This window comes from Anaerocolumna sp., assembly GCF_032079385.1.
In the GTDB taxonomy this organism is placed as follows: domain Bacteria; phylum Bacillota; class Clostridia; order Lachnospirales; family Lachnospiraceae; genus Anaerocolumna.
In genome coordinates this window covers 66,799-89,380 of the sequence record NZ_DAMAUC010000004.1, presented here as the reverse complement: position 1 = coordinate 89,380, position 22,582 = coordinate 66,799, and the positions used below count along the sequence as shown (strand labels likewise).

The following is a 22,582-nucleotide window of genomic DNA, read 5'->3' as shown; positions in this document are numbered from 1 at the left end:
TTATGCAAATCCTCATTCTATTTGTATTATACCATGAGCTTAAAGCATGTTCATGGTCTTGGCACTCCAATCGGCTTTTTCATGCAAGCATGTAAATACCTCATTCCGTTTGTATTATATCATATCCGCCGGATAATTTCATATAAACTATGTATGACAAATATAAACATTTTATGAAAAAATGCCATTCCAGGCCATGGTTAGGAATCTCAAACCTTGTTTTAAAGATTCCTGACCACAATCAGCATTGCTAAATGCTTGCCCAGAATGGCTTTTATATATCGCTAATTTTCAATTTAATTAACAGTATTTGTTTTCTCCATTTACCCAATTGCAGTCATAATCTAAATAGTGGATCTTTATTGGTAAAATGGATACCAGAGTTCATGGAACAGATTCTATAAATATTTTTTTAAAGTATCCACTTTGTCTAATCTTTCCCATGGTAAATCTAATTCATTGCGGCCAAAGTGTCCATAAGCCGCTGTTTGTTTGTAAATTGGTCTTCTTAAATCCAACATCTTAATAATTCCTGCTGGACGAAGGTCAAAGTTTTCCCTGATGATTTCAATTAATTCTTCATTATCTTTTTTACCTGTATTAAAGGTATCAACCATAATGGAAATAGGACTGGCTACACCAATTGCATAGGATAATTGAATTTCACATTTATCTGCTAAGCCTGCCGCTACTAAATTTTTTGCAACATAACGTGCTGCATAGGAAGCAGAACGGTCTACCTTCGTACAATCCTTACCGGAAAAAGCACCACCGCCATGACGGGCATAACCGCCGTAAGTATCTACAATTATTTTTCGTCCGGTTAAACCACTGTCTCCGTTTGGACCGCCAATTACAAATCTTCCGGTAGGATTAATATAGAATTTCGTATTCTCATCAATCAATTCTTCCGGCAGCACTTCATCAAATACATACTTTTTAATATCACTGTGAAGTTGTTCTTTCGTAACATCCTGATCATGCTGGGAAGATAAAACAACTGCATTCAAATGAATTGGTTTTCCGTCCTCATTGTATTCTACCGTTACCTGAGATTTTCCATCGGGACGAAGATATGGTAATGTTCCGTCCTTTCTTACTTTGGTCAGTTGTTTTGTCAACTTATGAGCCAGATGAATAGGATATGGCATATACTCGTCCGTTTCATTGGTTGCATATCCAAACATCATACCCTGATCCCCTGCACCAATGGCTTCTATCTCATCTTCTGTCATTAAATTTTCTTTAGCTTCCAATGCCTTATTAACACCCATGGCGATATCCGGTGACTGTTCGTCCAATGCAACAATTACACCGCAGGTATTAGCATCAAAGCCATATTCGGAACGATCATATCCGATTTGCCTAATAGTATCCCTAACTGTCTTTTGAATGTCTACATAGCCATTGGTGGTGATTTCACCCATAACTAAAACCAGTCCTGTAGTAATAGCAGTTTCACAGGCTACCCTGCTCATTGGATCTTGTTCTAACAAAGCATCTAACACTGCGTCAGATATTTGATCGCAGATTTTGTCAGGATGCCCTTCTGTAACAGATTCTGAAGTAAATAATAATTTATTCATAATAACCTCGATTCTAGCGCTTTAGCGCCTTGTGATAACAGTTAAAAAACTATGTTTTTTCAATCTAGCCTCAACTTCAGCACCTCAGCGCTTTTTAATAATAACTGCAATAAAAAAAGTCCGTAAGACGGACTTGATATCAAGTTAATCAAATCCTCTTATTGCTCGATTACTCGCTCAGGTTGGCACCTTCCGACAAAGGGGGTTGCCGTGACTTCATAGAGCCTTTACTCTCCGTCACTCTGAATAAGAGAAATATAATTTATATATTTTATTGTATAATTGAGCATATCCTATCTTTTTGTTTTTGTCAAGTATAAAATATGTAAGGTTTTTTGACAGTATAAAATATGCAAGGTTTTTGATTTATTATAAATTAAATAAATTAGGTTTTGTCATGATTGACATATCTTAGCATTCTTTCTATAATATACCATAAGAATACAAAAATATTAGTATTCCTTGTAGAAAAGTTGGGTTTAAAAATAAAAATATAGAAGGGTTGCCACAAAAGAATTCTTTCAAAAGTTGAAAGTAAAACATATATGTAGAAAAATACAATAAAGTCCGTCTTCAGTCTGTATGTGGCATGTAATGGGTGTAGGTATGAATAAACGTATATCAATTCAAAATGTTCTGCCCGGTATGGTTGTTGCAGAAGATGTATATACAATTAACAACCAATTAGTAATACCACGCGGCACTGTAATAACCGACAGAATGCTTAAACGTCTTAAGGATTATTCCATTTATAATTTAACTGTGTTGATTCCTGAGGAGCCGAAGCCTATTAAAACAGTAATGATTCATTCGGAGAAAATCAAAAACAGTTCCGAATTCAAACAATTCAATGAAGAATTTTTGAACTCCGTTGATGATTTTAAATCTCAATTAAGTCATATTGTGGATAAAGACAACCCAATTGATCAGACTAACCTTTTAGCTGATGTATCAAAGACCTTGTCTGAAACAAGAAATGGCATCCATTTATTTGATATGCTTCACTGCATGAGGGGGTCTGACGATATAACTTATGTTCATTCCTTAAATGTAGCTTTAATCTGCAACGTATTCGGACATTGGCTGAAATTATCAGAGAATGATATCGAAGTTTTAACATTATGCGGTCTATTGCATGATATTGGAAAGTTAAAGCTTCCACACGAAATATTGTATAAAGAAGAACCTTTAACTGATGAAGAATATGAAATTCTGAAAACTCACCCAAGTTTGGGCTATGAAATACTGAAATATAAAGATCTGGATCAAAGAGTAATAAATGCAGCATTCATGCATCAGGAACGCTGTGATGGAAGCGGTTACCCAAGAAGACTCCGAGGTGAACAGATTGACTCTTTTGCAAAAATTGTAGCAATCGCTGACGTTTATGATGCCATGACTTCTGCCAGAGTCTACAGACCTGCTTTAAGTCCATTTGATGCAATCCGGAACTTTGAGTCCGTAGGTCTGCAAAAATTTGATCCTCATTATATTATGACCTTTTTAGAGGGAATCGTAAATTCTTATGTTGGAAATCATGTTCGTCTTAATAATAATGCAGAAGGAGAGATTATTTTAATAAATAAACAGGCTCTTTCAAAGCCGGTAATAAAATCCGGTGATACATTTATAGATTTATCAAAGGAACATCATTTACATATAGTGGCTGTTTTATAGTGTACCAAAATACATTTTAAGGCGGAGAATCTTGCAAATCTTAAGATTCTTCGCCCATTAATATCTTACTTAATTAACTTACTCGTAATTTAAACTTTTGAACAGCCTTTTCATCTTCAATGTCAATCTTGGCCATAGTTGCACCTAATCCTTGCATTTTACGCTCAAAATCTTCATATCCTCTTTCTATATACTCAACCTGCTCTACAATAGTAAAGCCTTCTGCCACTAAACCGGCTATAACAAGAGCAGCTCCTGCTCTTAAATCTGGAGCGCTTACAATAGCTCCGGTAATACCTTCTACACCTACAATAATGGCGGTATTACCTTCCACTTTAATATTGGCACCCATTCTTGATAATTCATCTACGTATTTAAAACGATTTTCATAGATGGTTTCTGTCACAATACTAGTCCCCTCTGAGGCTGCTAATACTGCTGTAATCTGAGGCTGCATATCTGTAGGAAATCCCGGATAAGGAAGGGTTTTTACATGGGTATGACCTAACTTTTCCGTTGCGATTACACGTACTGCATCATCAAATTCCTCTACTTTTACACCAATCTCCACTAGTTTTGCAGTAATTGCTTCCAAGTGTTTTGGTATTACGTTTTTGATTAATACATTACCTTTCGTTGCTGCTGCTGCAAGCATAAAAGTTCCTGCCTCAATTTGATCAGGAATAATAATATATTCACTTCCGGACAATTTTGAAACGCCTTTAATACGAATCACATCGGTTCCGGCTCCTTTAATATTAGCCCCCATACTATTTAAGAAGTTGGCTACGTCAACAATGTGGGGCTCTTTCGCAGCATTTTCAATTATGGTTTGTCCATTTGCACGACAGGCAGCAAGCATTATATTAATGGTTGCACCTACACTGGCTACGTCTAAATATATATGACTTCCCTTAAGTTCTTTCGCTTCTGCTTCAATCATACCATGTTCAATTTTAACGGAGGCTCCTAAGGCCTCAAAGCCTTTAATGTGTTGATCAATAGGACGGCTGCCTATATTACATCCTCCAGGTAATGCTACCTGGGCTTTATTATATTTACCAAGTAATGCTCCTAACAGATAATAGGAAGCACGTATTTTTCTTATAAATTCATAATCTATATTGATTGATTTAATGTTTTTACCGTTAATTTTTACAGTATGCTTATCTACCCGTTCTACAGCAGCTCCAATCTCTTCAATGGCTTCTAATAAAACGTGAATATCACGAATATCCGGAAGATTTTCAATTGTTACTGTCTCATCAGTCATAATAGCTGCAGCTAATATTCCAAGTGCAGCGTTCTTTGCTCCACCAATTGAAACCTCACCCTGCAATGCTTTACCACCTTTTATAATATATTGCTCCATTGCACACCTCTAATTTTTAATAAAAAATATTCAAATTGCACATAATACACACTCTCTAATTGTATTATTTTACTATACCGCCTTGATTATACCATAAAACTTATGGATGTAAAATAGTTTTTATAAACTACCGTTAGTATCCGTTACTTTTTGTCAGGCAATTCATCAAGAACACAAACAATTTTCTCCATTAGTTCTTCTGTTCCAAGCCCTTCACTATCTACTATAATATGGGCATATTTTTCATATAATGGGCACCGTTCCTCATATAAAGACTTCAAGTTTTGTCCGTTTTTCAGTACAACACCTCTTTGCTTTATATTCCCAAGACGAGTTTTTAATGTTTCATAAGATAATTTTATATATATTACAGTGCCAATTTCCCGTAAATGATCCATAGCTTGTAAGCCGTATATTACGCTGCCGCCTGTTGCTATTACGGAGCGCTCAAGTTTAATATCACAATTTACTTGATTTTCTATTTCCAAAAAACCTTGCAACCCTTTGCATTTAATAATATCTTTTAGTAAACTTTTTTCCTGCTCTTGAATTATTAAATCGGTATCTATAAAATGGAATCCCAGTACCTTGGCTAATATAACACCTATGGTACTCTTACCGGCACCCGGCATACCGATTAAAACTATATTCTTCCTATTCATTATCACACCGTATCCTGTTTTTCTATTGTAATTACACAGATGCTTTATAGAAGTCCTTATTTTTAACGGCAAAATAACATTTTTACTTATAGACAACTGATTATAGCACCTTTTCATTGTTAAGCCAAGTATTATTTTACTTTTTTTACTTATTTTCGCTTCCTTTTTTTAACGCTGTACCCAAAAGTACCCACTATTTCTCCTAATCCATAATATTCTCCATGGGAATATACAATAGGTTCCGCTTTATTTAGTTCAAACTTACCCGTATTGTTTAAGTAATTTGGATTAATATGAACACCTAATACTTCCGCCACAAACATATGATGTGAACCAAGAGGAAGGATTTGTTTCACCCTGCATTCAATATTAACCGGAGATTCTTCAATCATAGGTACTTTTACATATTTTCCAGCCACAGGAGTCAATTTCATATCCTTAAACTTATCTGTATTTCTTCCTGATTTAACACCGCAGTAATCCGCTGCTTTCACCAATGCTTTTGTAGTTAAATTAATAATAAATTCACCGGATTCTTTTATCAAATCATAAGAATACCTTTCCGGTCTTACTGATATATATGCCATAGCAGGGTTGGTACATATGGTTCCTGTCCATCCGATAGTAATTATATTAGGCTTTTCTCCCTCTCTTTGACAAGTTACCATAACTGCCGGCAGCGGATATAGCATATTACCTGCCTTCCAAAATTCTTTTTCCATGTATATAAACCTTTCAATCTGTTATTTAAAGCTTTTTTATCATAAAATAAACTGTTTTCATATTTAAATGCTGTTACAAAAACCAAAGGTTTCGAGTTTTGTAACAGCATTTTATCTCTTTTAAAAATATTGTATACCTTTTTCTAAATACTATTTTAATTTTATAACAATTTAAACTATCCTATTTCGACAAAATATAGTATAATTATACATATGCATATTTAAATGGACAAAATAACTTGAGGTGATCACTATGTTTAGCAATTATATTAAGATTGAATCTGTTTCTGATGAAGCACAAGATAAAGTAAGACAAACATTAAAGTTTCCTACCGGTGACTTTGTATGGAGAGTAAAGTTCTCAGCACCTTTAAATCCTGCAACCGTTAATAATCGTAATCTTTACGTTACATCTTTAAATAAAATACCTTTAAAAACAAGTATTCGTTATGATTCTATTAATCAATATATTGAAATTGAACCTTTAGAACCTTACTCCCAAAATGAATCTTATGTTTTAACCGTTACTCAAAACGTTAGATCCCAAAAAGGGCAATATTTGAAAAATCAGGTTCAAATTCAATTCCGCTTATAGTGGTTTAAGGTATACCCTGGCTTGGGTATACCTTGTTTGTATTCTTTCTTTTTCCATTAACTGTCATGCTGTAAAGTAAACATTAAGGCTGGTATCACTTGCTTTTTCCTGGATACTACTCCCGGTAAATAAATTTTTTCTGTATTCATATCCAATCTATACGCATTGACTGCCAATTCCCGTGCCCCATGTCCATGGCATAATAGTTCTGTTGAACTTTCTAATATATCCGTCAGCATGAAGAATAACATTGCAATTCCGTGAACACCATGAGCTTTTTCCATATATGGAATAAGCTTTTCTTTTATTTTCTCCAATTCTTCTTTGCTCATGGAGTTAATTTGCCCAACACCAAATGTAACATCACCTGCAGTAAACTTCTTAAAGTCCTGATAGAATATTTCTTCTGGTGATCGGTTGCTTAAATTACTTCCTGCCGCAAACATTTCTTTCGCATATTCTTCTACATTAATATTCGCTATTTTAGCTAATTCTTCCGCTGCCATACGGTCAACTTCCGTACAAGTCGGTGAACGGTATACCAATGTGTCGGAAAGAATAGCGGAGCATAATAAGCCTGCAATCCGGGGTTCTACTTCTACGTGATTTTCCTTATACATTAGATATACTATGGTAGCAGTACATCCTAAAGGCTGATTTCGGAAGAATACGGGGCTTATAGTCTCAAGACTGCCTAATCTATGATGGTCTATAATTTCCAAGATTTCTGCCTCTTCAATGCCATCTACTGCCTGTGATTTTTCATTATGATCCACTAATATAACTTTTTTCTTTCTGGCTCCTAATAAGTTTCTTCGGGAAATCATACCAAAATAGCAGCCATTTTTATCAATAATCGGGAAATGACGGTGACGCTTCTTTGCCATAACCCCCTGAATATCCTCTATAAAATCTTCATTGGTAAAAGTAATTAAATCCTTCGTACTCATAAAGAAACTAATCGGCATACTTTGGTTAATTAATCTGGATACAGTAAATGTATCATAGGGTGATTTTATAATAGTACAATTATTCGATTTTGCCATTAGAATAATTGATTTTGATACTGCTGCTCCGTCGCAAACAATTATACAACCTGCTTTCATTTCTATGGAACTTAATTGAGATTCATATCGATTACCTAAGATAACAAGATCTCCTTCTTCAATATAATCTTCCATTAAATCCGGATTAGCAGCAGATACTAAAACCTTTCCTTCGGTCAAATAATCATTCTCATCACCAACAACCAACTCACCGTTTAAAGTAGCAATGATATTTTTTATTGGTGTTTTGGCAGTAAATAAGATTTTATTATCATAAACATCCATATAGGATTTTGCAATGTCGCCTATTGTAATTAAACCTAGCAGATGGTTTTGATCATCCACGATAGGCAAGGTTACATCACTGTTTTGTCTCATGGTAGTCCATGCTGTTTTTAATGATATGCTGCCATCAACTCCAGGTGACTTACGTATTTCAACATCCTTAACCTGAGTGCGGACATCCGGTTGATAGCTGGGCGCTGAAACACCGAATTTTTCTAAAACAAATTTTGTCTCTGAATTGATCTGCCCTGCTCTTTTGGCTTTATAGTTACCGTCTGTAATTTTTTTCTTTAACTCCGCATATGCAATTGCTGAGCATATCGAATCCGTATCCGGATTAATATGTCCAATTACAAAAATTTCTGAGTTCATTTTATTTCCTCCCCGTATATACTTTCAAAATCTTCTAATTTGATATACATAAAATCAGTTTCGCTAAGCCTTTGACTACCTATAATTCTTAGCAATTCTTCTTTGTTTCTTTCATCTGCTTGAACTTCTGCTTCTATTACTATCTTCATAATTATTTCTAAACCATCTTCTGGTGTATCAGAATTCATTATTTCCTGAATTATATTCTTTAATAAAACTTCTGCTTCCTTTGATAACTTGTAATCGCTAACTGAAATATAATGATTTGCATAATGAAATAAATCCTCTTCAGTAAAACAAGGAATTGTTATTCCATATTCAAATTTATTTTTCATATTCTCATCAGAATCCAATAATTTATTTATTCCATCTGGCGAATCTTCCAAAATAACAAATATATGACCTTCCAAACGCCACAGAAGATGAAGCAGCTGCTTTATACCGCTGTTATTTAAGGCACTGGCTTCTTCAATAAGCAGCGTACAGTCTACAAGCTTATCAAAATTATCCTCCAGATTCATACGATTTATTCTGGATGCTGATATCTTTGCTATCTTGGAGGAACTAATCCGGCCCAAACCGTATAAAGCCTTAGCTATCTCTCTTGCTAAAGCTGTTTTTCCTGATTTTTTATTACCACAGATTGTTAAATTGATCGGCTTTTTATTGTCTGTTATCATATTCTCCAAAAAATCAGCAATCTCATTCCTATAATAACGGTTATGAATAAAATATCCGAATAGCTTATGGTAGTCTAAATTTGTCTCCTTGAATATCTGTTCTAACTTTTCATCCTCGACGGCTTCCTCCTGATCCACCATAGAAATATCTGCTGCAGTTGTATCCGGTGTTATTCCTGCCTCCTCTGCTCTGTGAGAATTAACTCCTTTTTCTGTTTCCAGAGCCCCTTTCATGGCGTAGGTTTCTTCCAATTCAGGTAATCCATCTGATATCTCTTGCTCTCTTTTTGTTATTTCAGATTCTTCTCTTATTATTTTAGATTCTTTTTCTCTTATTATTTTAGGTTCTTCTTCTCTTATTGTTTCGAGTTCATCTTTTGCTATTTCATCTTCTCGTACTATTTCAGACTCTTCTTTTACTATTCTGGATTCTTCTTTTACTGTTTCAGGCTCTTCTCTTACAATTCCGAATTCTTCTTCTGCTATGCCATCTTTTTCTCTTATTATTCCAGGCTTTTCCCCTGCTAATTCATATTTTTCTTCTGTTATATAAGACACCGTTCTTTTATCGTCAGCTTTAAATTCATCCAGTTTTTCTGCTTCCTCAGTGTCCTTTCCTTCAAAGGCCTTCTTCTTAATTTGACCGGCATTTTCTTCTTCTGCTATAAATTTGTCAATTTCATTTTTCATAGAACTATAATCTTTTGTTTTATCAAGACCCAGTCTTTTCTCCGCTTCTTTCTTCTCTGTTGCCTTCAACATTCTGATGGGATCAATTTCTCCAACATAATATCCTTTTAGAAGCTTAGCCTTTTCTACGTATATTCCATCGCCAAACCATAAGACAATATCACTGCATTCCCTGACACATTTATCTTTTTTACCAGCTTTATGATATAGCTTAGCCAACTCGTATGCCCATTTTTCTACATAATCGTATTCTTTTAATTCTTCCAAGGATTCTATTAAAACCTCATAAGGCTCATTCTTAAGTTTATCAATACTATATCGGAAAATAAATCGATAAGAATCCTGAGGAGCTACTTTCATATATTGTAATAAATATTTCTCTGCTTCCTCCACATCTTTACTTCTTATTGATAAATCCACTAATTGATATAATATTCTTCTGGTTTTGGATTTTGCATATACTTTAGAAAGAACCTGTAATGCATCATCAAAACGATCATTTTGAATCAGCACATCAGCGATTACGCTCAAATCCGGAAGGGATTTTATTTTTGATAATTCCAGCGTATCCACCACATGGGCTGCTTTTATATACTGATGTTCTTCAACCAGCCTTCTAATTTCCTGCATTTTTATCCTGTTTTCGTATCTTATCATATGGACTCCCCCATATATATCCATTTGTTACAAACTTATTGTAACATAAAGTTATACCTTGTTTACATTGTTCTTAATCACACTTTAGCTCCACTATTTTTCTATTCCTGTCCTATTGCTTCCAGGAATATGGTTTCTAAGTTTTTCTCCGGGTTATTTAACAGTTCTTCTTTATTACGGATATCTATTATTTTACCATTATGGAGCATGCAGATTCTATCACAGATTCTTTCTACTTCCTCCATATAATGCCCGCAATATAAAATAGTGGTACCTGCTTCTTTTAATTTTAAAATTGAATTCAGTATTTGGTTTCTAGCCACTATATCAATCCCTGCCGTAGGCTCGTCCAATACCACTAACTTCGGTTGATGCAATAAAGCAGCTCCAATATTTAATCTGTGTTTCATTCCACCGGAATAAGTACTTACTTTTTGTTTTAATATGTTTTCGTCGAAACCGATCATATCACACACTTCTTTTATTCTTCCTGGTAGTTTCTCTTTTGGAACATGATAGGCATTTCCCCAAAACAATAAATTATCCATTCCCGTAAGCGCCGTGTATAAAGATATTTCTTGGGGAACATAACCCAAATTCTTGCGAATAACACTTGGCTTCTTTATAATGCTTTTACCTTCAAACAAAATATCTCCGCTATCCGGTTTTAACATAGTTGCAATCATAGCAATGGTAGTGGATTTACCTGCTCCGTTGGCACCAATTAATCCAAAGATTTCTCCTTCATTTACTTCAAATGAAATTCCATCAATAGCTTTCTTATTTTTATAATATTTTTTTAACTGCACCAATTGAAGCAATATAAAACCTCCTAACTGATTTCTTGTTTTTATATTATCATCCATATACAATTTGCACAAGTATAAATCTGCATTCGTTTAAAACTAATACTCGTGCCAATTGTATAATATTCCAAGTTATACTATCATAAATATATTCCCGTGCATATTTGCACAACGGAATTACGATTAACATAATAATAGAAAATGCTTGCCATAATAAATACAGCAAGCATTTTTTATTTTTAAATTCATTCAATTGTAATCGGAAGCATTCTTCTGTTAAATCCTGCTTGACCCTTTATGCGAAACACTAAACCTAAATCATGTATACCTTATCTGTTCACATAAATGCTACCAACCGTTTAATCTTTCGTATTTCATTTCTACAGGGCATTCAAAATTTTACCTTATAAGAATATTTAAAATGCCTTCTCAAAATTCCTTATGTACTTTGTTTTATCCATTGTACTTTATTATTATCTTTGGTATTTTTTATTCTTCTGTGCTTTTCTATTGCTTTTGTGTTTTAATATCTTTTGTATTCTAATTTCTTCTGTGTTTTAATTTCTTCTGTGTTTTAATTATTCTAATGTCTTTTGTGTTCTAATATCTTTTGTATTATATTATCTTTTGTATTTTAATATCTTTTGTATTTTAATATCTTTTGTATTTTAATATCTTTGGTATTCCAGGTATCATTTGTACTTTTCATGAATTTCTCATTGGTAACTCTATGTTATTATTTTCCTTGGTATACATGATATTGTGTAGCACTACATCTCAATCATAATAACGATAAACGATTGATCCAATACACTCGAATATGCCAAGTAATTATACCCAATTTATATAGAAGGCCCTCCAGCAGGAATAATCGTTATTATGATATGCTGCCACTGGCATTCTATCTCTTCAATTCCCATTGGACTCTCCTCCTTTCCATGAATCACAACTCACAGTTTTCAGATAATTCAATATTTCTTGTTCTTATAACTGAATTATATAAAATTCGAGTATTTTTGTCAATATACTTTTGAAAATTTTGTAGAAATTTTTCCATTTTTATATCGATTCTTTATAAATCCCGGAAGAAAATAAGAGTTTCTTTTAATTCCTCTGTAATTTCAATATTATCTTTTTCCAATGACCGATACCTTAGGTCTAATTCTCTGACTTTCTTTGTATTATTTCTGTCAAACCTGGCCATAGCATCAATAAAAAGGGGCTGCCCCTGCAATCTCTTCCTTATGTTAAGACTAAACGGACAGTATGTAGCAAGCAATTCTCTGGCTACTTTATTCAATCTTAAACCACCCATTGCTTCACCTTTTATCCACGCTTCATAATCAATAACAAATATTTCTCTTAAGTTATTTCTGCCCTTTTGAATCTGCAGCTTTAGCTTTTCTTTTGCTTCCTCGGACAAATCACGGTTTTTACGATAGAATTGGATATAATCGCTATATTCTGAAGTTAAAGATTTATACTTAATGTTATTCCAGGCAGTACCCTGAATAGTTCTGCACAACTCCCAGCGGAATCTGCCAAACACTTTAATAAGCATATCTTTTAATACTAATTCTGTAAATATAGGCAACAGGAATCTTCCTTCCCTGCTCTTTCTCTTTCCGGTGATATCCTGCCACATTACAGCATTATGTCCTTGGGTAGGCATTAGTATAATATCAGGGAATACCTGCTGCATAATATATTCCTTTTGAATTCCCTTTTCCTCGTTTACGTATAATACTTCTCTGTGGAATATAGAATAATCAATTTCCATTAATTCTTTTACCGCCTGATTTACCCTTTCTGCAGTTACAAATAGCCTATTCATATCTTGCAGCATATTCTCACCGTTTAAAAAGGGAACAAAGGAACTGATTTGTCCATTTACAACACGATGGTTGTACCGGAACATGTTATGAATTTCATGAATCACCTTTTGAGTATTATTTTCTAGGAGTTCTTTTTCTTCGGGCTCTCTGATTTCTCCTCTTTTTCTCTTATCTCTTAATACATCCCGGTAATCCAGGTCAAATTCATTTTTAGAAGGTTCTTTTTCTCCTTCATAGATTTTTATAAGCCATTCTTTTATATTATAAACGGCACAAGGACCTGAGAAATTTTTACTTCCGTCTTCCAAATAATACAGCTCTATCAACTGCTCCTGGCTAAGCATCCGCTCGTCCAAAAATCCATATTTTAAGAATAAATCAATTACCCTTGGAATCTTTTCATCCTTATAGGCTTTAAAGAATACTTTCTCATATAAATCATAAAAGCTTGTCATAACAATCTTTCTTAAGATTCTTACGTTGTCATCCATGGAATGCTTGTCTTTTACATTCATATAATCTGTAATTGCTTTTTCAAAATTAGCCCCTCTGTCTTTATCAAAGCTGACATAGTCCATAATTTGTTTTAGGGAATCAGTCAATTCCTTTTCTACGGTTTCTGCTTTTTCCAACTCCTGTTTCGGGAAACCGGAATCTCCTTGCCCCTCATCGGTTCGAGCGCTGCTTGTTGATAATAAGATATAATAAATTTCTTCCATCTTTTTACGATCAACCTTTAAGCTACGGTTTGTCTTTTCTTCAAATAAGGTCTCTATGGTATTAATCTGGTCAATAATATTGTCCAGAATTTTTATTAAGTCTTTACCATTTCCACCGGCATTTTGAATAACAATAGCAAGTTTGGCTACAGAATTAAACAAACATTCCCCACTGCCATTAGTTAAGGTTGTAAATAACTCTTCCAGATAAGATGTCATTTCCATGCATTCTCCGGAAAGTTGTCCCATAAGCCCGGACACTTCTTCTAAAATGTATTGGGATATGGTATCATCTCCTACTCCACAGAAATTCTTCCAGACATCCAGGGACACCTTTGCACATTCTCTGTAATATTGCATCTTTTTTTCGTCTGGTTCAAAAGAGGTATCATATGGCACTATATTTTCAATAGAATTGATAGCCTTTGCTGTATTACCATATCTTCCTGCTGCATTCAGATATAGTCCATAATATCGTTTTATGAACACATACAGCTGTTCTATATTAGCACTTAGGCTTAGATAAACTTTATCCGTTTCATATAAATTTTTAATTAAAGATGCAACCATTACACCTCTATAATCTTTATTCGCTGCAAATATTTTTGATAGGTCCTCTACTTCCTGCACCGGAAAACAATAGAAAGTTACGTCATCATATGCTATATATGTATTTAAATATGTTCCTGCGTAGACATCATTTACTCCAATGAAATTTCCTGAGCCCAAAACTATCTTAACACCGTCTCGTAATACAAGTACTCTTCCTTTAATTATAATACATACGCTGTCAACCTGGCTATTTTCATTATAAATAGTTGTTCCTTTTTCAACTTGATTCACTGCATTATAAATTAACTTAATCCCCATATAGTCACCTCAGTATTTTTTAGCCGAGTAAACGTCCTGTAACTGTCCATTTTACTCATATTCAATATTATAGACCATATTTCGACGGACTGGAAGTGGAAAATTGCTAACTTATGTAATAATTCATGGTAAAATAGTACTAAAACGGGAATAATTTCAGAAAAAACAACATCTTTAGACAAAAAAGAACCTCCAAGTTCATAATACCAAAACATGGAAGTTAATCATAATTTATTCATTTTTATATAAATTCCGTGCGCCTCGCTTCGAATGTCTTTCATGAGCGTTACCTCTACAGTTAACTCGGTCCAGGCTGCCTTACGGCACACAAGAGCTTTCGCTTAGTGCTGCTTCATTCCTGACCTGACACGGTTCACGAATTCTTGTTGCGTAAGACCCAAACGTCAACATCACTTATAAAGGGCAGCCCCACAAAAAATCACCCTAGGCAAAGCATCACCCCTGCTGTAGCGGATTGCAGGTACAGGGCACCGCTATCTCCCCGGCTGCACGGAAACTTTTTGACTTATTTTAATCAGTCTCTACTATTCCTTATCTTAAGAGACTTGCACCAAACAGTATACTTCCTTTTCTAGAAAAAGTCAAGGAAAAAGGATTAGTTTTTCTCTTCCAAATTTACGGTGAATTTATTCAAACTAAATTTATTCAAGCTGAATTTATTAAGCGGAATTAACTCTCGCTTAATTTCTGATTTTCTTCCTTTTCCAACTTGTTTTTTATTCTTAATTCTTTAAAAAAATCCTGCAAAACCGTCTTACACTCTTCCTCCATCACCCCGGTAATGAGTTCTGCCTGATGATTAAACTCCTGCATCTGAAGAATATTTAAAACAGAACCTGCACAGCCGGCTTTGGGATTCATGGCACCAACCACCACTTCTTTCATTCTTGCCTGTATAATGGCACCGGCACACATCTGACAGGGTTCCAGTGTTACATACATAGTGCAGTCCTCCAGTCTCCAATCCCCTAACTTCTTACTTGCTTTCTGGATAGCCAGAAGCTCTGCATGTGCCAATGTGGTTTTCTTGGTATTACGTTTATTGTATCCTCTGGCTATAACTTTATCCTCATAAACAATAACACAGCCAATGGGAACTTCCCCGATTTTAGCGGCTTTCTTAGCCTCTTTGATTGCTTCTTTCATATATTTAATATTCATACTAGATATTCTAATCCTTTTCTTACTTAAATGAGTGTTAATGTACTATGGACGAAATGTACACCTTCTGTTATAGTTATTTTATCATGAAGGTTACGATGTGGCAATGCGTTATATTCACATCCATTTACTATTTACTTTCAGAAAAATCAGGCTATTTAACAAACACTAAAAGGCCAGAATCGAGGTTATTATGGAAATACATGGCTTTAACAAAACCACTCTCTTAGACTACCCCGGGCATCTAGCCTCCACCATTTTCTTGGGAGGATGCAATTTTCGATGTCCTTTTTGTCATAATTCTTCTCTGGTATTAAATCCTACAGGACAGCCAACAATACCGGAAGAGGAAGTTTTAAGAATCTTAAATAAGAGGAAAGGTGTGCTGGAAGGTGTCTGCATTACCGGAGGTGAACCCACTATATACTCTGGTTTACCACAGTTTATTGATAAGGTAAAAAATATAGGACTTAAAGTAAAATTGGATACTAACGGACAGAACCCAAAGATTTTAAAGGATTTGGTTGCAAACGGTTCCATAGATTATGTTGCCATGGATATTAAAAATTCCAAAGAAAAATATAGTTTATCCATAGGTATTCCCAACTTTGACACCACAAGAGTATCCGAAAGTGTTTCTTATTTGTTATCTTCCACTATAGATTATGAATTTCGTACCACCGTTGTGAAAGAACATCATACCACCGAAGATTTTGTTTCTATCAGCAAATGGATTCAAGGAGCGAAAGCTTACTACCTCCAAGCCTACAGAGACTCTGATGATATTCTCTCCCCCGGGTTAACCGGATATTCAAAAAAGGAACTTCTTTCTTTTGCCGAGGTTGTAAAACCCTATGTAATGGAAATAGGCATCCGCGGAATTGATTCCTAACTAAGTTGCCAGGATCATAAACGACTTTATGATTTAATGGAAACATAGGAATAAAACTATCATATATTGATAATAATGGATGTATGTATTAGCATTGCTTTTCAAGCAAGAAAGAGGAAATAGTGCAGATGACCAATTATACAAACCGTCTTGTATTAAGTATCTTACCTAATTCGGAAGCAGATAAAGTATTGGCTTTTTATGAAAATAATAAGAGTTTCTTTGAACCCTGGGAACCAGAGAGAGATCCTAATTTTTATACCATATCCTATCAGCGTGTTACTTTATCCATAGAATATAACTTAATACTCCAATCGAAAGCATTACGCTTTTGGGTTTTTCAGCAGGAAGACTTACATACTATAATTGGAACCGTTAATTTCTATAACATTTTACGGGGACCTTATTCTTCCTGTCAGATCGGTTATAAATTTGATCAAAACCATACCGGAAAGGGTTATGCTTTTGAAAGTATTCAGGCAGGAATGAATGTTCTGTTTCAGGAATACAATATACACAGAATTGAGGCAAATATCATGCCTTCTAACCTCCCCTCCATACATTTAATTGAAAAACTTGGATTTTCCTACGAAGGCTTAGCTGTCTCCAGCATTAAAGTAAATGGACAGTGGCAGGATCATGCAAGATATGCCTGTATCAATAATGATTAAAAAATTAAGACCCTCTGCTCAAGTATAAAAGCAAGGGTCTTATTATTATACGAGATTCAGTTCAGCATTATAGGAACATACCAATATCCAAATTCTCCAGATCTGCGATCTCTTCTCTTAATACTTTTGAAATTCTCAAATCCAAACATTCTGGCCATAAATTTTTCCCGGTTATGGTATATTCCCGGTACACCTAATACATATCTGGCCTCTTTGTCATCATTTAATCTTGCAAAAATCAAATGGCGATAACTATAATATCCATGAAGAAGAAAACTATTATTACCCAATACCCAGGATTCCATTGGAAGCATTCCTATATCCTGAGGCTCTATTTTAACACACCAGGCAACCTCATTGTCTTCGAATGGATACATTCTTTGAAAATTATTAAACAAATACTTGGCTGTAGGATGGTCTTCAAAGAACGGTTTTACTAATTTTTCTCTTCTATCCTGTCTCTCCCTGTCACTATTGTCCGGCATATTATTACCGGTACTTTCTCTCTCGTAATACTTTCTTGTCATTTCATCTTCCCATCTGTCTCTTTCCAGATTTCTTCCGGGCGTACAGTTGGTCTCTGCTAAAGCAATCGGGGTGACATTACCAATGGTACTATTCTTATCCTCTGCTTTTTCCTCTGTTGCCGGTTGGTTAGAAACAATTGGCTTAGACTCTGCAGAAACCTGTTGTTCCAAAGTATCCGGTTTCGGGCTGATTTGCCCTGTAATAGCAGCAGCTAATTTAAGAAGATTCTCCACATTCAACTCGCCTTTATCAGCTTCCTTTGTATTCTTTATTTCTTGATTAACTGGCTGAGGTTCCCCTTTTGTCTCTGCAACTTCCGGTCCTTTCTCTTTAAGGAATTCTTCTTCCTTTTTTACTTCTGATATTTCTGTTTTTGTATCACCTTTTACGTCACAGCCTACTGTTTCTACCGCTTTTTTTATACTGGCAGAATCTGCTTTTGGGCTTTCTTTTACTTCGTAAGCTTTTGTCCCCGAGTCTTTTTTAATGTCATATTCTTCAGTCTCAACTTCTTTAACATCTTCTTTTTCCTTGTTAGTATTTGCTTCCGCCAATTCAGGTTTTTTTTCATTCTTAACTAATTCCGGCTCTTTTTCTGCCGCTTTAACCGTTTCTTTTTTCCCTAAGGTCGAAACGACTTCCATATTAATTGGCTGATCATCCCATTCTGTTGCGAAAAATTTGGAATCGGAAAGGTATAATACCATTCCGCCCATATGTTCTATACTATAGGGTGAATTCATGATACGATCTGAATTCGTTTGAACTTTCAGATCACCTGCACCGCTTCTTATTGACATGGTACCTATTTGTATACCATCCAGTCCACCATTGTCTCGCCTAAAAAAATAAACTTTTAATTGTTTATCGTTTAAGCTGGGGGCAGTGATATGAAGTGTACATTTGCACAATCCATTACGTGCTTCAATCCTGGCATACCCAACGTTGTTTCTTTTCTTACCATCTTCATAATTGTAAATGTATGAAACTAATCTTCTATAGTCAGGCATATTCAACTCCCTCTTTATACTGTGCACTGATTGTATACAATAGAACTAAGATAAGTATACTCAATCATAGCACTACTATTTTCATATAAATATATTCTTAAAAAAGATAAAATATGCCAATATAAAATAAGAGATAAAAATGGACCTCCACTAATAAAGATATTGACAATTCTTAATTCATGGTGGAATATGTTTATATAAATATTAGCAATAAATCCATATAATTTTGGAGGTTTAAAATGTGTACAAGCTTTATACATAGAAAAAGTAATACCATTATTGGTATGAACTTTGATAATAACGGAATGGATTATTCCATCAGTACCAATGACCCGGATTGTTTTCTGGTTCTTGTTAATGGAGGTCGGGGGAAATATCCTTCCTTTGGTGTTAATAAATATGGATTTCAACTATAGGTATTTTGACACCCAATACCTTCTGTTGCAAGTTCTCCAAATAATTAAATAAAATTATATAGCCGAAAGGATACTTGTATGGATATTGTAATGCAATTAGCAACTATAAATGACATTGACGAATTAGAACAACTCTATAATGATTTAAATGATTATTTAGAAAAGAATATAAATTATCCCGGTTGGAAAAAAGGCGTATATCCAGTTCGTCAAAATGCAATTAATGGCATTAGCAGTAATGATTTGTTTGTTGCGAAATATGATGACAGAATTATCGGTTCTATTATTCTAAAACAGGAACCGGAAGAAGAATATAAAAAAGCGAAATGGGAATTTGAATCCGATTATTCCGATGTTTTTGTTATTCATACTTTAACTGTTCATCCTGAATATCTGCACTGTGGAGTAGGAAAAAAACTAATAGATTTTGCTGTAAAATACGGGAAAAATAAACATATGAAATCACTTCGCTTAGATGTTTACGAAAAAAATCAGCCAGCCATTCAGTTATATGAAAAAAGTGGTTTCAAATATATTGATACCATAGACCTGGGATATAGCTCATATGGTTTAGATTGGTTTAAACTATACGAAAAAATCCTATAAGTATAGTTGTTTTTAATACATAGAGATAAATATTTCAAAACTTAAATCGACCTTCGTGAGTTACATATATCCCGTACTCCCGAAGGTCATAATCAACTCTAAGCAGGCAAAACATCCCAAATATTATTAATTGAACATACCTGCAACTAAATCGTTAACAACTTTACCGTCAGACTTTCCTTTAACTCTAGGCATAAGTTCTTTCATAATTTTACCCTTGTCTTTAGCGGTCGGCTCCATAATTCCAAGTTCATTTAGAACCTCCTGAATTACTTTCTTAATTTCTTCTTCACTCATAAACTGAGGCGCAAACTCAGAAAGAACTTCTATTCTTAACTTACATTCTTCTATAAGCTCTGTTCTGTCAGCAGGTGCAGATTCCAATGTTTCTTTCAGCTGTTTGATTTCTTTTAATACAACTGCATTTTCTTCCTCTTCTGTTAAGTCAGCCCGTTTATCAATGGCTGCATTTTTAAGAGCAGTGAGAAGAGCAGATAAAGCATCCTTTCTTCCTTTGTTCTTCTCTTTCATGGCTTTAACCATCTCAGCTCTAACTAGTTCTATTTTTGTCATAATAACCTCGATTCCGGTGCTTTAGCACCATTTTAATAATGACAGCAATTTTGTGCGACCGCACAAATTGCCGGTTGAAAAAACTCGTTTTTTCGACCTAACCTCGATTCAAGCACTTTAACGCCTTTTTAATTTTTGATTTTAGCATTTTCTATTTGTTCTGCCAAGTCGTTAAGATAAACCCAACGATCCATTTTCTCTTCCAACCCTTTTTCTAGTTTCTCTTTCTGTTCCATTAATTCATTTAACTTAGTATAGTTGGTGGAGGACTCTTCTATTTGTTTATCCAAATCTTCAATATCGGTTTCTAATTTGGCAATCACTTCGTCTATTTCATTATACTCTTTTTGTTCCATATAAGAAAACTTTAATTTAGTTTCCTTTGGTTTCCCTTTGGAAGTAACGCTGACATCATCTGTCTCATTTGATTTAGGCTTTGCCGTAATGGACGATGCATCTTCCTCTTCTCTGCAAGCCTCTTTATAATCACTAAAACCACCTTCGTATTGCTTGATAACACCCTTATCCTCAAATGCAAAGATTCTCTCCACAATTCGATCTAAGAAATATCTATCATGAGAAACGGTTATAACAATACCATCAAAACTATCTAAGTAATCTTCTAGAATACTTAATGTTTGAATATCCAAATCGTTGGTGGGCTCATCCAATATAAGTATATTAGGTGCTTCCATAAGTACTTTAAGTAAATAAAGTCTTCTTCTTTCACCACCGGATAGTTTTGATATTAGTGAATATTGCATGGAACCGGTGAATAGAAATCGTTCCAGCATTTGAGAAGCAGAGGCCGAGCCATCATTGGTCTCAATATATTCTGCCACATCCCGAATATAATCAATGACTCTTTGGTTTTGATCCATATATTCATTTTCCTGAGAAAAATAACCTATTTTTACGGTTTCACCGGTTTCAACAGAGCCGCTGTCCGGTTCTAAATTACCTGTGATTATCTTTAAAAGGGTTGTTTTACCGGAACCATTTGGACCTACAATTCCGATCCTATCATTTTTTAAGAAAATATAAGTAAAGTCCTCAAATAATTTTTTATCCCCGAAGGTCTTACTGATATGGTCGATTTCAATGGTCTTTCTACCAAGCCTGGAAGATAAGGCATTTATCTCAACGTTCTTTTGCTTTTCAATTACTTTTCTATCCCTTAATTCTTCAAAACGTTGTATATGTGCCTTTTGTTTGGTAGAACGCGCCCTTGCCCCACGCATCATCCATTCCAGGTCCATTCGGTACAGGCTCTTCTTTTTACGTTCCGTAGCCATTTCCATATCTTCACGTTCCGCTTTCAGCTCCAGAAATTTGGTGTAGTTGGCTATATAGGTGTAAATGCTTCCTTTGTCAATTTCTACAATCTTATTGGTAACCTTATCAAGGAAATAACGGTCATGAGTAACCATAATAAAAGCACCCTGATATTTAATCAGGTATTCTTCCAGCCACTCTGCCATGTCATTATCCAAATGGTTGGTAGGCTCATCCAGCACCAGTATCTCTGCAGGTGTTAACAAGGTACGAACCAAAGCGACCCGTTTCTTCTGACCTCCGGAAAGTACATCAATTCTGCCATCAAAATCATTAATTCCCAATTTTTGAAGCATGGCTTTGGCTTCCCCTTCCAAGTTCCGATACTCTTCTTCTGCTTTTTTTCCAACTACTACATTCTCTAAAATAGTTAGATTCTCATCAAAATCCGGTGTCTGGGAAAGATACTCCACCCTTACTGCTTTTCCCTTAACCACACTGCCTTCATCGGGCTCCTCAATACCTGATATTATCTTTAACAGAGTAGATTTACCGGTTCCGTTAATTCCAATAACGCCGATTTTATCACCCTCATTAATTCCTAAAGTTACTTGATCAAAGAGGATTTTCTCCGTATAGCTTTTACTCATTTTTTCCATATTTAATAAATTCATTCTTATCCCCATTTCTATTATGAATAAAAACTAAAAAGAATCTTTCTACATATATTTCCCTTTAGCCCTCATTCATATGCCAATCAAGTTGCCTGGTTTATGTTATTTTGAGCCCGAAAGGCGAAGAATCTCTTATGACCATGAGATCCTTCGCCTTTTCGGCTCAGAATGACATCTGCTT

General features: G+C 34.7%; 18 protein-coding genes, 1 other RNA gene and 1 riboswitch. Of the genes, 6 read left to right on the top strand and 13 right to left on the bottom strand.

What is annotated here, in order from left to right; all coding sequences use genetic code 11:
- Positions 1 to 398 precede the first annotated feature (398 nt).
- Positions 399 to 1,586 (bottom strand): methionine adenosyltransferase, encoded by a 1,188-nt coding sequence (metK, locus tag RT261_RS04970; RefSeq protein ID WP_313130136.1) that lies wholly within the window; start codon positions 1,584 to 1,586, stop codon positions 399 to 401.
- A gap of 155 nt (positions 1,587 to 1,741) precedes the next feature.
- Positions 1,742 to 1,839: riboswitch (SAM riboswitch) on the bottom strand.
- A gap of 353 nt (positions 1,840 to 2,192) precedes the next feature.
- Between metK and RT261_RS04965 the strand changes: the two genes are divergently transcribed.
- The gene (locus tag RT261_RS04965) at positions 2,193 to 3,263 is read left to right on the top strand and encodes an HD-GYP domain-containing protein (protein WP_313130133.1); all 1,071 of its coding nucleotides are present in this window, start codon (positions 2,193 to 2,195) and stop codon (positions 3,261 to 3,263) included.
- 73 nt (positions 3,264 to 3,336) lie between these two features.
- Here the strand turns inward: RT261_RS04965 and RT261_RS04960 are convergent, their stop codons facing one another.
- From RT261_RS04960 to RT261_RS04950, 3 genes are all read right to left on the bottom strand, one after another.
- Positions 3,337 to 4,635: a UDP-N-acetylglucosamine 1-carboxyvinyltransferase gene (locus tag RT261_RS04960; protein WP_313130129.1), complete on the bottom strand. Its 1,299-nt coding sequence runs from the start codon at positions 4,633 to 4,635 to the stop codon at positions 3,337 to 3,339.
- A gap of 143 nt (positions 4,636 to 4,778) precedes the next feature.
- Positions 4,779 to 5,297 (bottom strand): shikimate kinase, encoded by a 519-nt coding sequence (locus RT261_RS04955; RefSeq protein WP_313130127.1) that lies wholly within the window; start codon positions 5,295 to 5,297, stop codon positions 4,779 to 4,781.
- 149 nt (positions 5,298 to 5,446) lie between these two features.
- Positions 5,447 to 6,019, bottom strand: coding sequence for a flavin reductase family protein (locus tag RT261_RS04950; RefSeq protein WP_313130124.1), 573 nt, complete (start codon positions 6,017 to 6,019; stop codon positions 5,447 to 5,449).
- Between the two features lie 253 nt (positions 6,020 to 6,272).
- Here RT261_RS04950 and RT261_RS04945 point away from each other — a divergent pair, with 253 nt between their 5' ends.
- On the top strand, positions 6,273 to 6,614 hold the full coding sequence (locus RT261_RS04945; protein WP_313130122.1) for an Ig-like domain-containing protein: 342 nt from the start codon (positions 6,273 to 6,275) through the stop codon (positions 6,612 to 6,614).
- A 56-nt stretch (positions 6,615 to 6,670) separates the two neighbouring features.
- Here the strand turns inward: RT261_RS04945 and RT261_RS04940 are convergent, their stop codons facing one another.
- From RT261_RS04940 to tadA, 6 genes are all read right to left on the bottom strand, one after another.
- A complete protein-coding gene (locus tag RT261_RS04940) occupies positions 6,671 to 8,317 on the bottom strand; it encodes a putative manganese-dependent inorganic diphosphatase (protein ID WP_313130120.1) in 1,647 nt (548 codons plus the stop codon).
- Positions 8,314 to 10,344 (bottom strand): tetratricopeptide repeat protein, encoded by a 2,031-nt coding sequence (locus RT261_RS04935; RefSeq protein ID WP_313130117.1) that lies wholly within the window; start codon positions 10,342 to 10,344, stop codon positions 8,314 to 8,316. The genes RT261_RS04940 and RT261_RS04935 overlap by 4 nt, the downstream gene beginning before the upstream one ends.
- A gap of 101 nt (positions 10,345 to 10,445) precedes the next feature.
- Entirely contained in the window at positions 10,446 to 11,210 is a 765-nt protein-coding gene (locus RT261_RS04930; RefSeq protein ID WP_313130115.1) for an ABC transporter ATP-binding protein, read from the bottom strand.
- A 1,012-nt stretch (positions 11,211 to 12,222) separates the two neighbouring features.
- The gene (locus tag RT261_RS04925) at positions 12,223 to 14,574 is read right to left on the bottom strand and encodes a cyclic nucleotide-binding domain-containing protein (protein ID WP_313130112.1); all 2,352 of its coding nucleotides are present in this window, start codon (positions 14,572 to 14,574) and stop codon (positions 12,223 to 12,225) included.
- 252 nt (positions 14,575 to 14,826) lie between these two features.
- Positions 14,827 to 15,088, bottom strand: an RNA gene (ffs, locus tag RT261_RS04920) — signal recognition particle sRNA large type.
- Positions 15,089 to 15,264: 176 nt separating this feature from the next.
- The gene (gene tadA / locus RT261_RS04915; protein WP_313130109.1) at positions 15,265 to 15,756 is read right to left on the bottom strand and encodes a tRNA adenosine(34) deaminase TadA; all 492 of its coding nucleotides are present in this window, start codon (positions 15,754 to 15,756) and stop codon (positions 15,265 to 15,267) included.
- Positions 15,757 to 15,949: 193 nt separating this feature from the next.
- Between tadA and RT261_RS04910 the strand changes: the two genes are divergently transcribed.
- Together RT261_RS04910 and RT261_RS04905 are read left to right on the top strand one after the other, a co-directional pair.
- Positions 15,950 to 16,648 carry an anaerobic ribonucleoside-triphosphate reductase activating protein gene (locus RT261_RS04910; RefSeq protein WP_313130106.1) on the top strand — a complete coding sequence of 233 codons (699 nt, stop codon included), beginning with the start codon at positions 15,950 to 15,952 and terminating at the stop codon, positions 16,646 to 16,648.
- Between the two features lie 128 nt (positions 16,649 to 16,776).
- Entirely contained in the window at positions 16,777 to 17,319 is a 543-nt protein-coding gene (locus tag RT261_RS04905; protein ID WP_313130104.1) for a GNAT family N-acetyltransferase, read from the top strand.
- A gap of 56 nt (positions 17,320 to 17,375) precedes the next feature.
- On the opposite strand, the gene RT261_RS04900 is transcribed toward RT261_RS04905, so the two are convergent.
- Positions 17,376 to 18,857: a DUF6128 domain-containing protein gene (locus RT261_RS04900; protein ID WP_313130101.1), complete on the bottom strand. Its 1,482-nt coding sequence runs from the start codon at positions 18,855 to 18,857 to the stop codon at positions 17,376 to 17,378.
- A gap of 239 nt (positions 18,858 to 19,096) precedes the next feature.
- Here RT261_RS04900 and RT261_RS04895 point away from each other — a divergent pair, with 239 nt between their 5' ends.
- Entirely contained in the window at positions 19,097 to 19,273 is a 177-nt protein-coding gene (locus RT261_RS04895; RefSeq protein WP_313130099.1) for a hypothetical protein, read from the top strand.
- A 78-nt stretch (positions 19,274 to 19,351) separates the two neighbouring features.
- A complete protein-coding gene (locus RT261_RS04890; protein WP_313130096.1) occupies positions 19,352 to 19,879 on the top strand; it encodes a GNAT family N-acetyltransferase in 528 nt (175 codons plus the stop codon).
- A 126-nt stretch (positions 19,880 to 20,005) separates the two neighbouring features.
- On the opposite strand, the gene RT261_RS04885 is transcribed toward RT261_RS04890, so the two are convergent.
- The gene (locus RT261_RS04885) at positions 20,006 to 20,452 is read right to left on the bottom strand and encodes a GatB/YqeY domain-containing protein (RefSeq protein ID WP_313130093.1); all 447 of its coding nucleotides are present in this window, start codon (positions 20,450 to 20,452) and stop codon (positions 20,006 to 20,008) included.
- A 128-nt stretch (positions 20,453 to 20,580) separates the two neighbouring features.
- Positions 20,581 to 22,401, bottom strand: coding sequence for an ABC-F family ATP-binding cassette domain-containing protein (locus RT261_RS04880; protein ID WP_313130091.1), 1,821 nt, complete (start codon positions 22,399 to 22,401; stop codon positions 20,581 to 20,583).
- Positions 22,402 to 22,582 lie beyond the last annotated feature (181 nt).

Excerpts from the sequence above, each read along its gene's own strand:
- RT261_RS04930 (WP_313130115.1), bottom strand. The coding sequence starts at position 11,210 with ATGGATGATAATATAAAAACAAGAAATCAGTTAGGAGGTTTTATATTG.
- RT261_RS04900 (WP_313130101.1), bottom strand. The coding sequence starts at position 18,857 with ATGCCTGACTATAGAAGATTAGTTTCATACATTTACAATTATGAAGAT.
- RT261_RS04945 (WP_313130122.1), top strand. The coding sequence starts at position 6,273 with ATGTTTAGCAATTATATTAAGATTGAATCTGTTTCTGATGAAGCACAA.
- tadA (WP_313130109.1), bottom strand. The coding sequence starts at position 15,756 with ATGAATATTAAATATATGAAAGAAGCAATCAAAGAGGCTAAGAAAGCC.
- RT261_RS04910 (WP_313130106.1), top strand. The coding sequence starts at position 15,950 with ATGGAAATACATGGCTTTAACAAAACCACTCTCTTAGACTACCCCGGG.
- RT261_RS04890 (WP_313130096.1), top strand. The coding sequence starts at position 19,352 with ATGGATATTGTAATGCAATTAGCAACTATAAATGACATTGACGAATTA.
- RT261_RS04940 (WP_313130120.1), bottom strand. The coding sequence starts at position 8,317 with ATGAACTCAGAAATTTTTGTAATTGGACATATTAATCCGGATACGGAT.
- RT261_RS04880 (WP_313130091.1), bottom strand. The coding sequence starts at position 22,401 with ATGAATTTATTAAATATGGAAAAAATGAGTAAAAGCTATACGGAGAAA.
- RT261_RS04885 (WP_313130093.1), bottom strand. The coding sequence starts at position 20,452 with ATGACAAAAATAGAACTAGTTAGAGCTGAGATGGTTAAAGCCATGAAA.
- RT261_RS04925 (WP_313130112.1), bottom strand. The coding sequence starts at position 14,574 with ATGGGGATTAAGTTAATTTATAATGCAGTGAATCAAGTTGAAAAAGGA.
- RT261_RS04955 (WP_313130127.1), bottom strand. The coding sequence starts at position 5,297 with ATGAATAGGAAGAATATAGTTTTAATCGGTATGCCGGGTGCCGGTAAG.
- RT261_RS04935 (WP_313130117.1), bottom strand. The coding sequence starts at position 10,344 with ATGATAAGATACGAAAACAGGATAAAAATGCAGGAAATTAGAAGGCTG.
- RT261_RS04905 (WP_313130104.1), top strand. The coding sequence starts at position 16,777 with ATGACCAATTATACAAACCGTCTTGTATTAAGTATCTTACCTAATTCG.
- RT261_RS04960 (WP_313130129.1), bottom strand. The coding sequence starts at position 4,635 with ATGGAGCAATATATTATAAAAGGTGGTAAAGCATTGCAGGGTGAGGTT.
- RT261_RS04965 (WP_313130133.1), top strand. The coding sequence starts at position 2,193 with ATGAATAAACGTATATCAATTCAAAATGTTCTGCCCGGTATGGTTGTT.
- metK (WP_313130136.1), bottom strand. The coding sequence starts at position 1,586 with ATGAATAAATTATTATTTACTTCAGAATCTGTTACAGAAGGGCATCCT.
- RT261_RS04895 (WP_313130099.1), top strand. The coding sequence starts at position 19,097 with ATGTGTACAAGCTTTATACATAGAAAAAGTAATACCATTATTGGTATG.
- RT261_RS04950 (WP_313130124.1), bottom strand. The coding sequence starts at position 6,019 with ATGGAAAAAGAATTTTGGAAGGCAGGTAATATGCTATATCCGCTGCCG.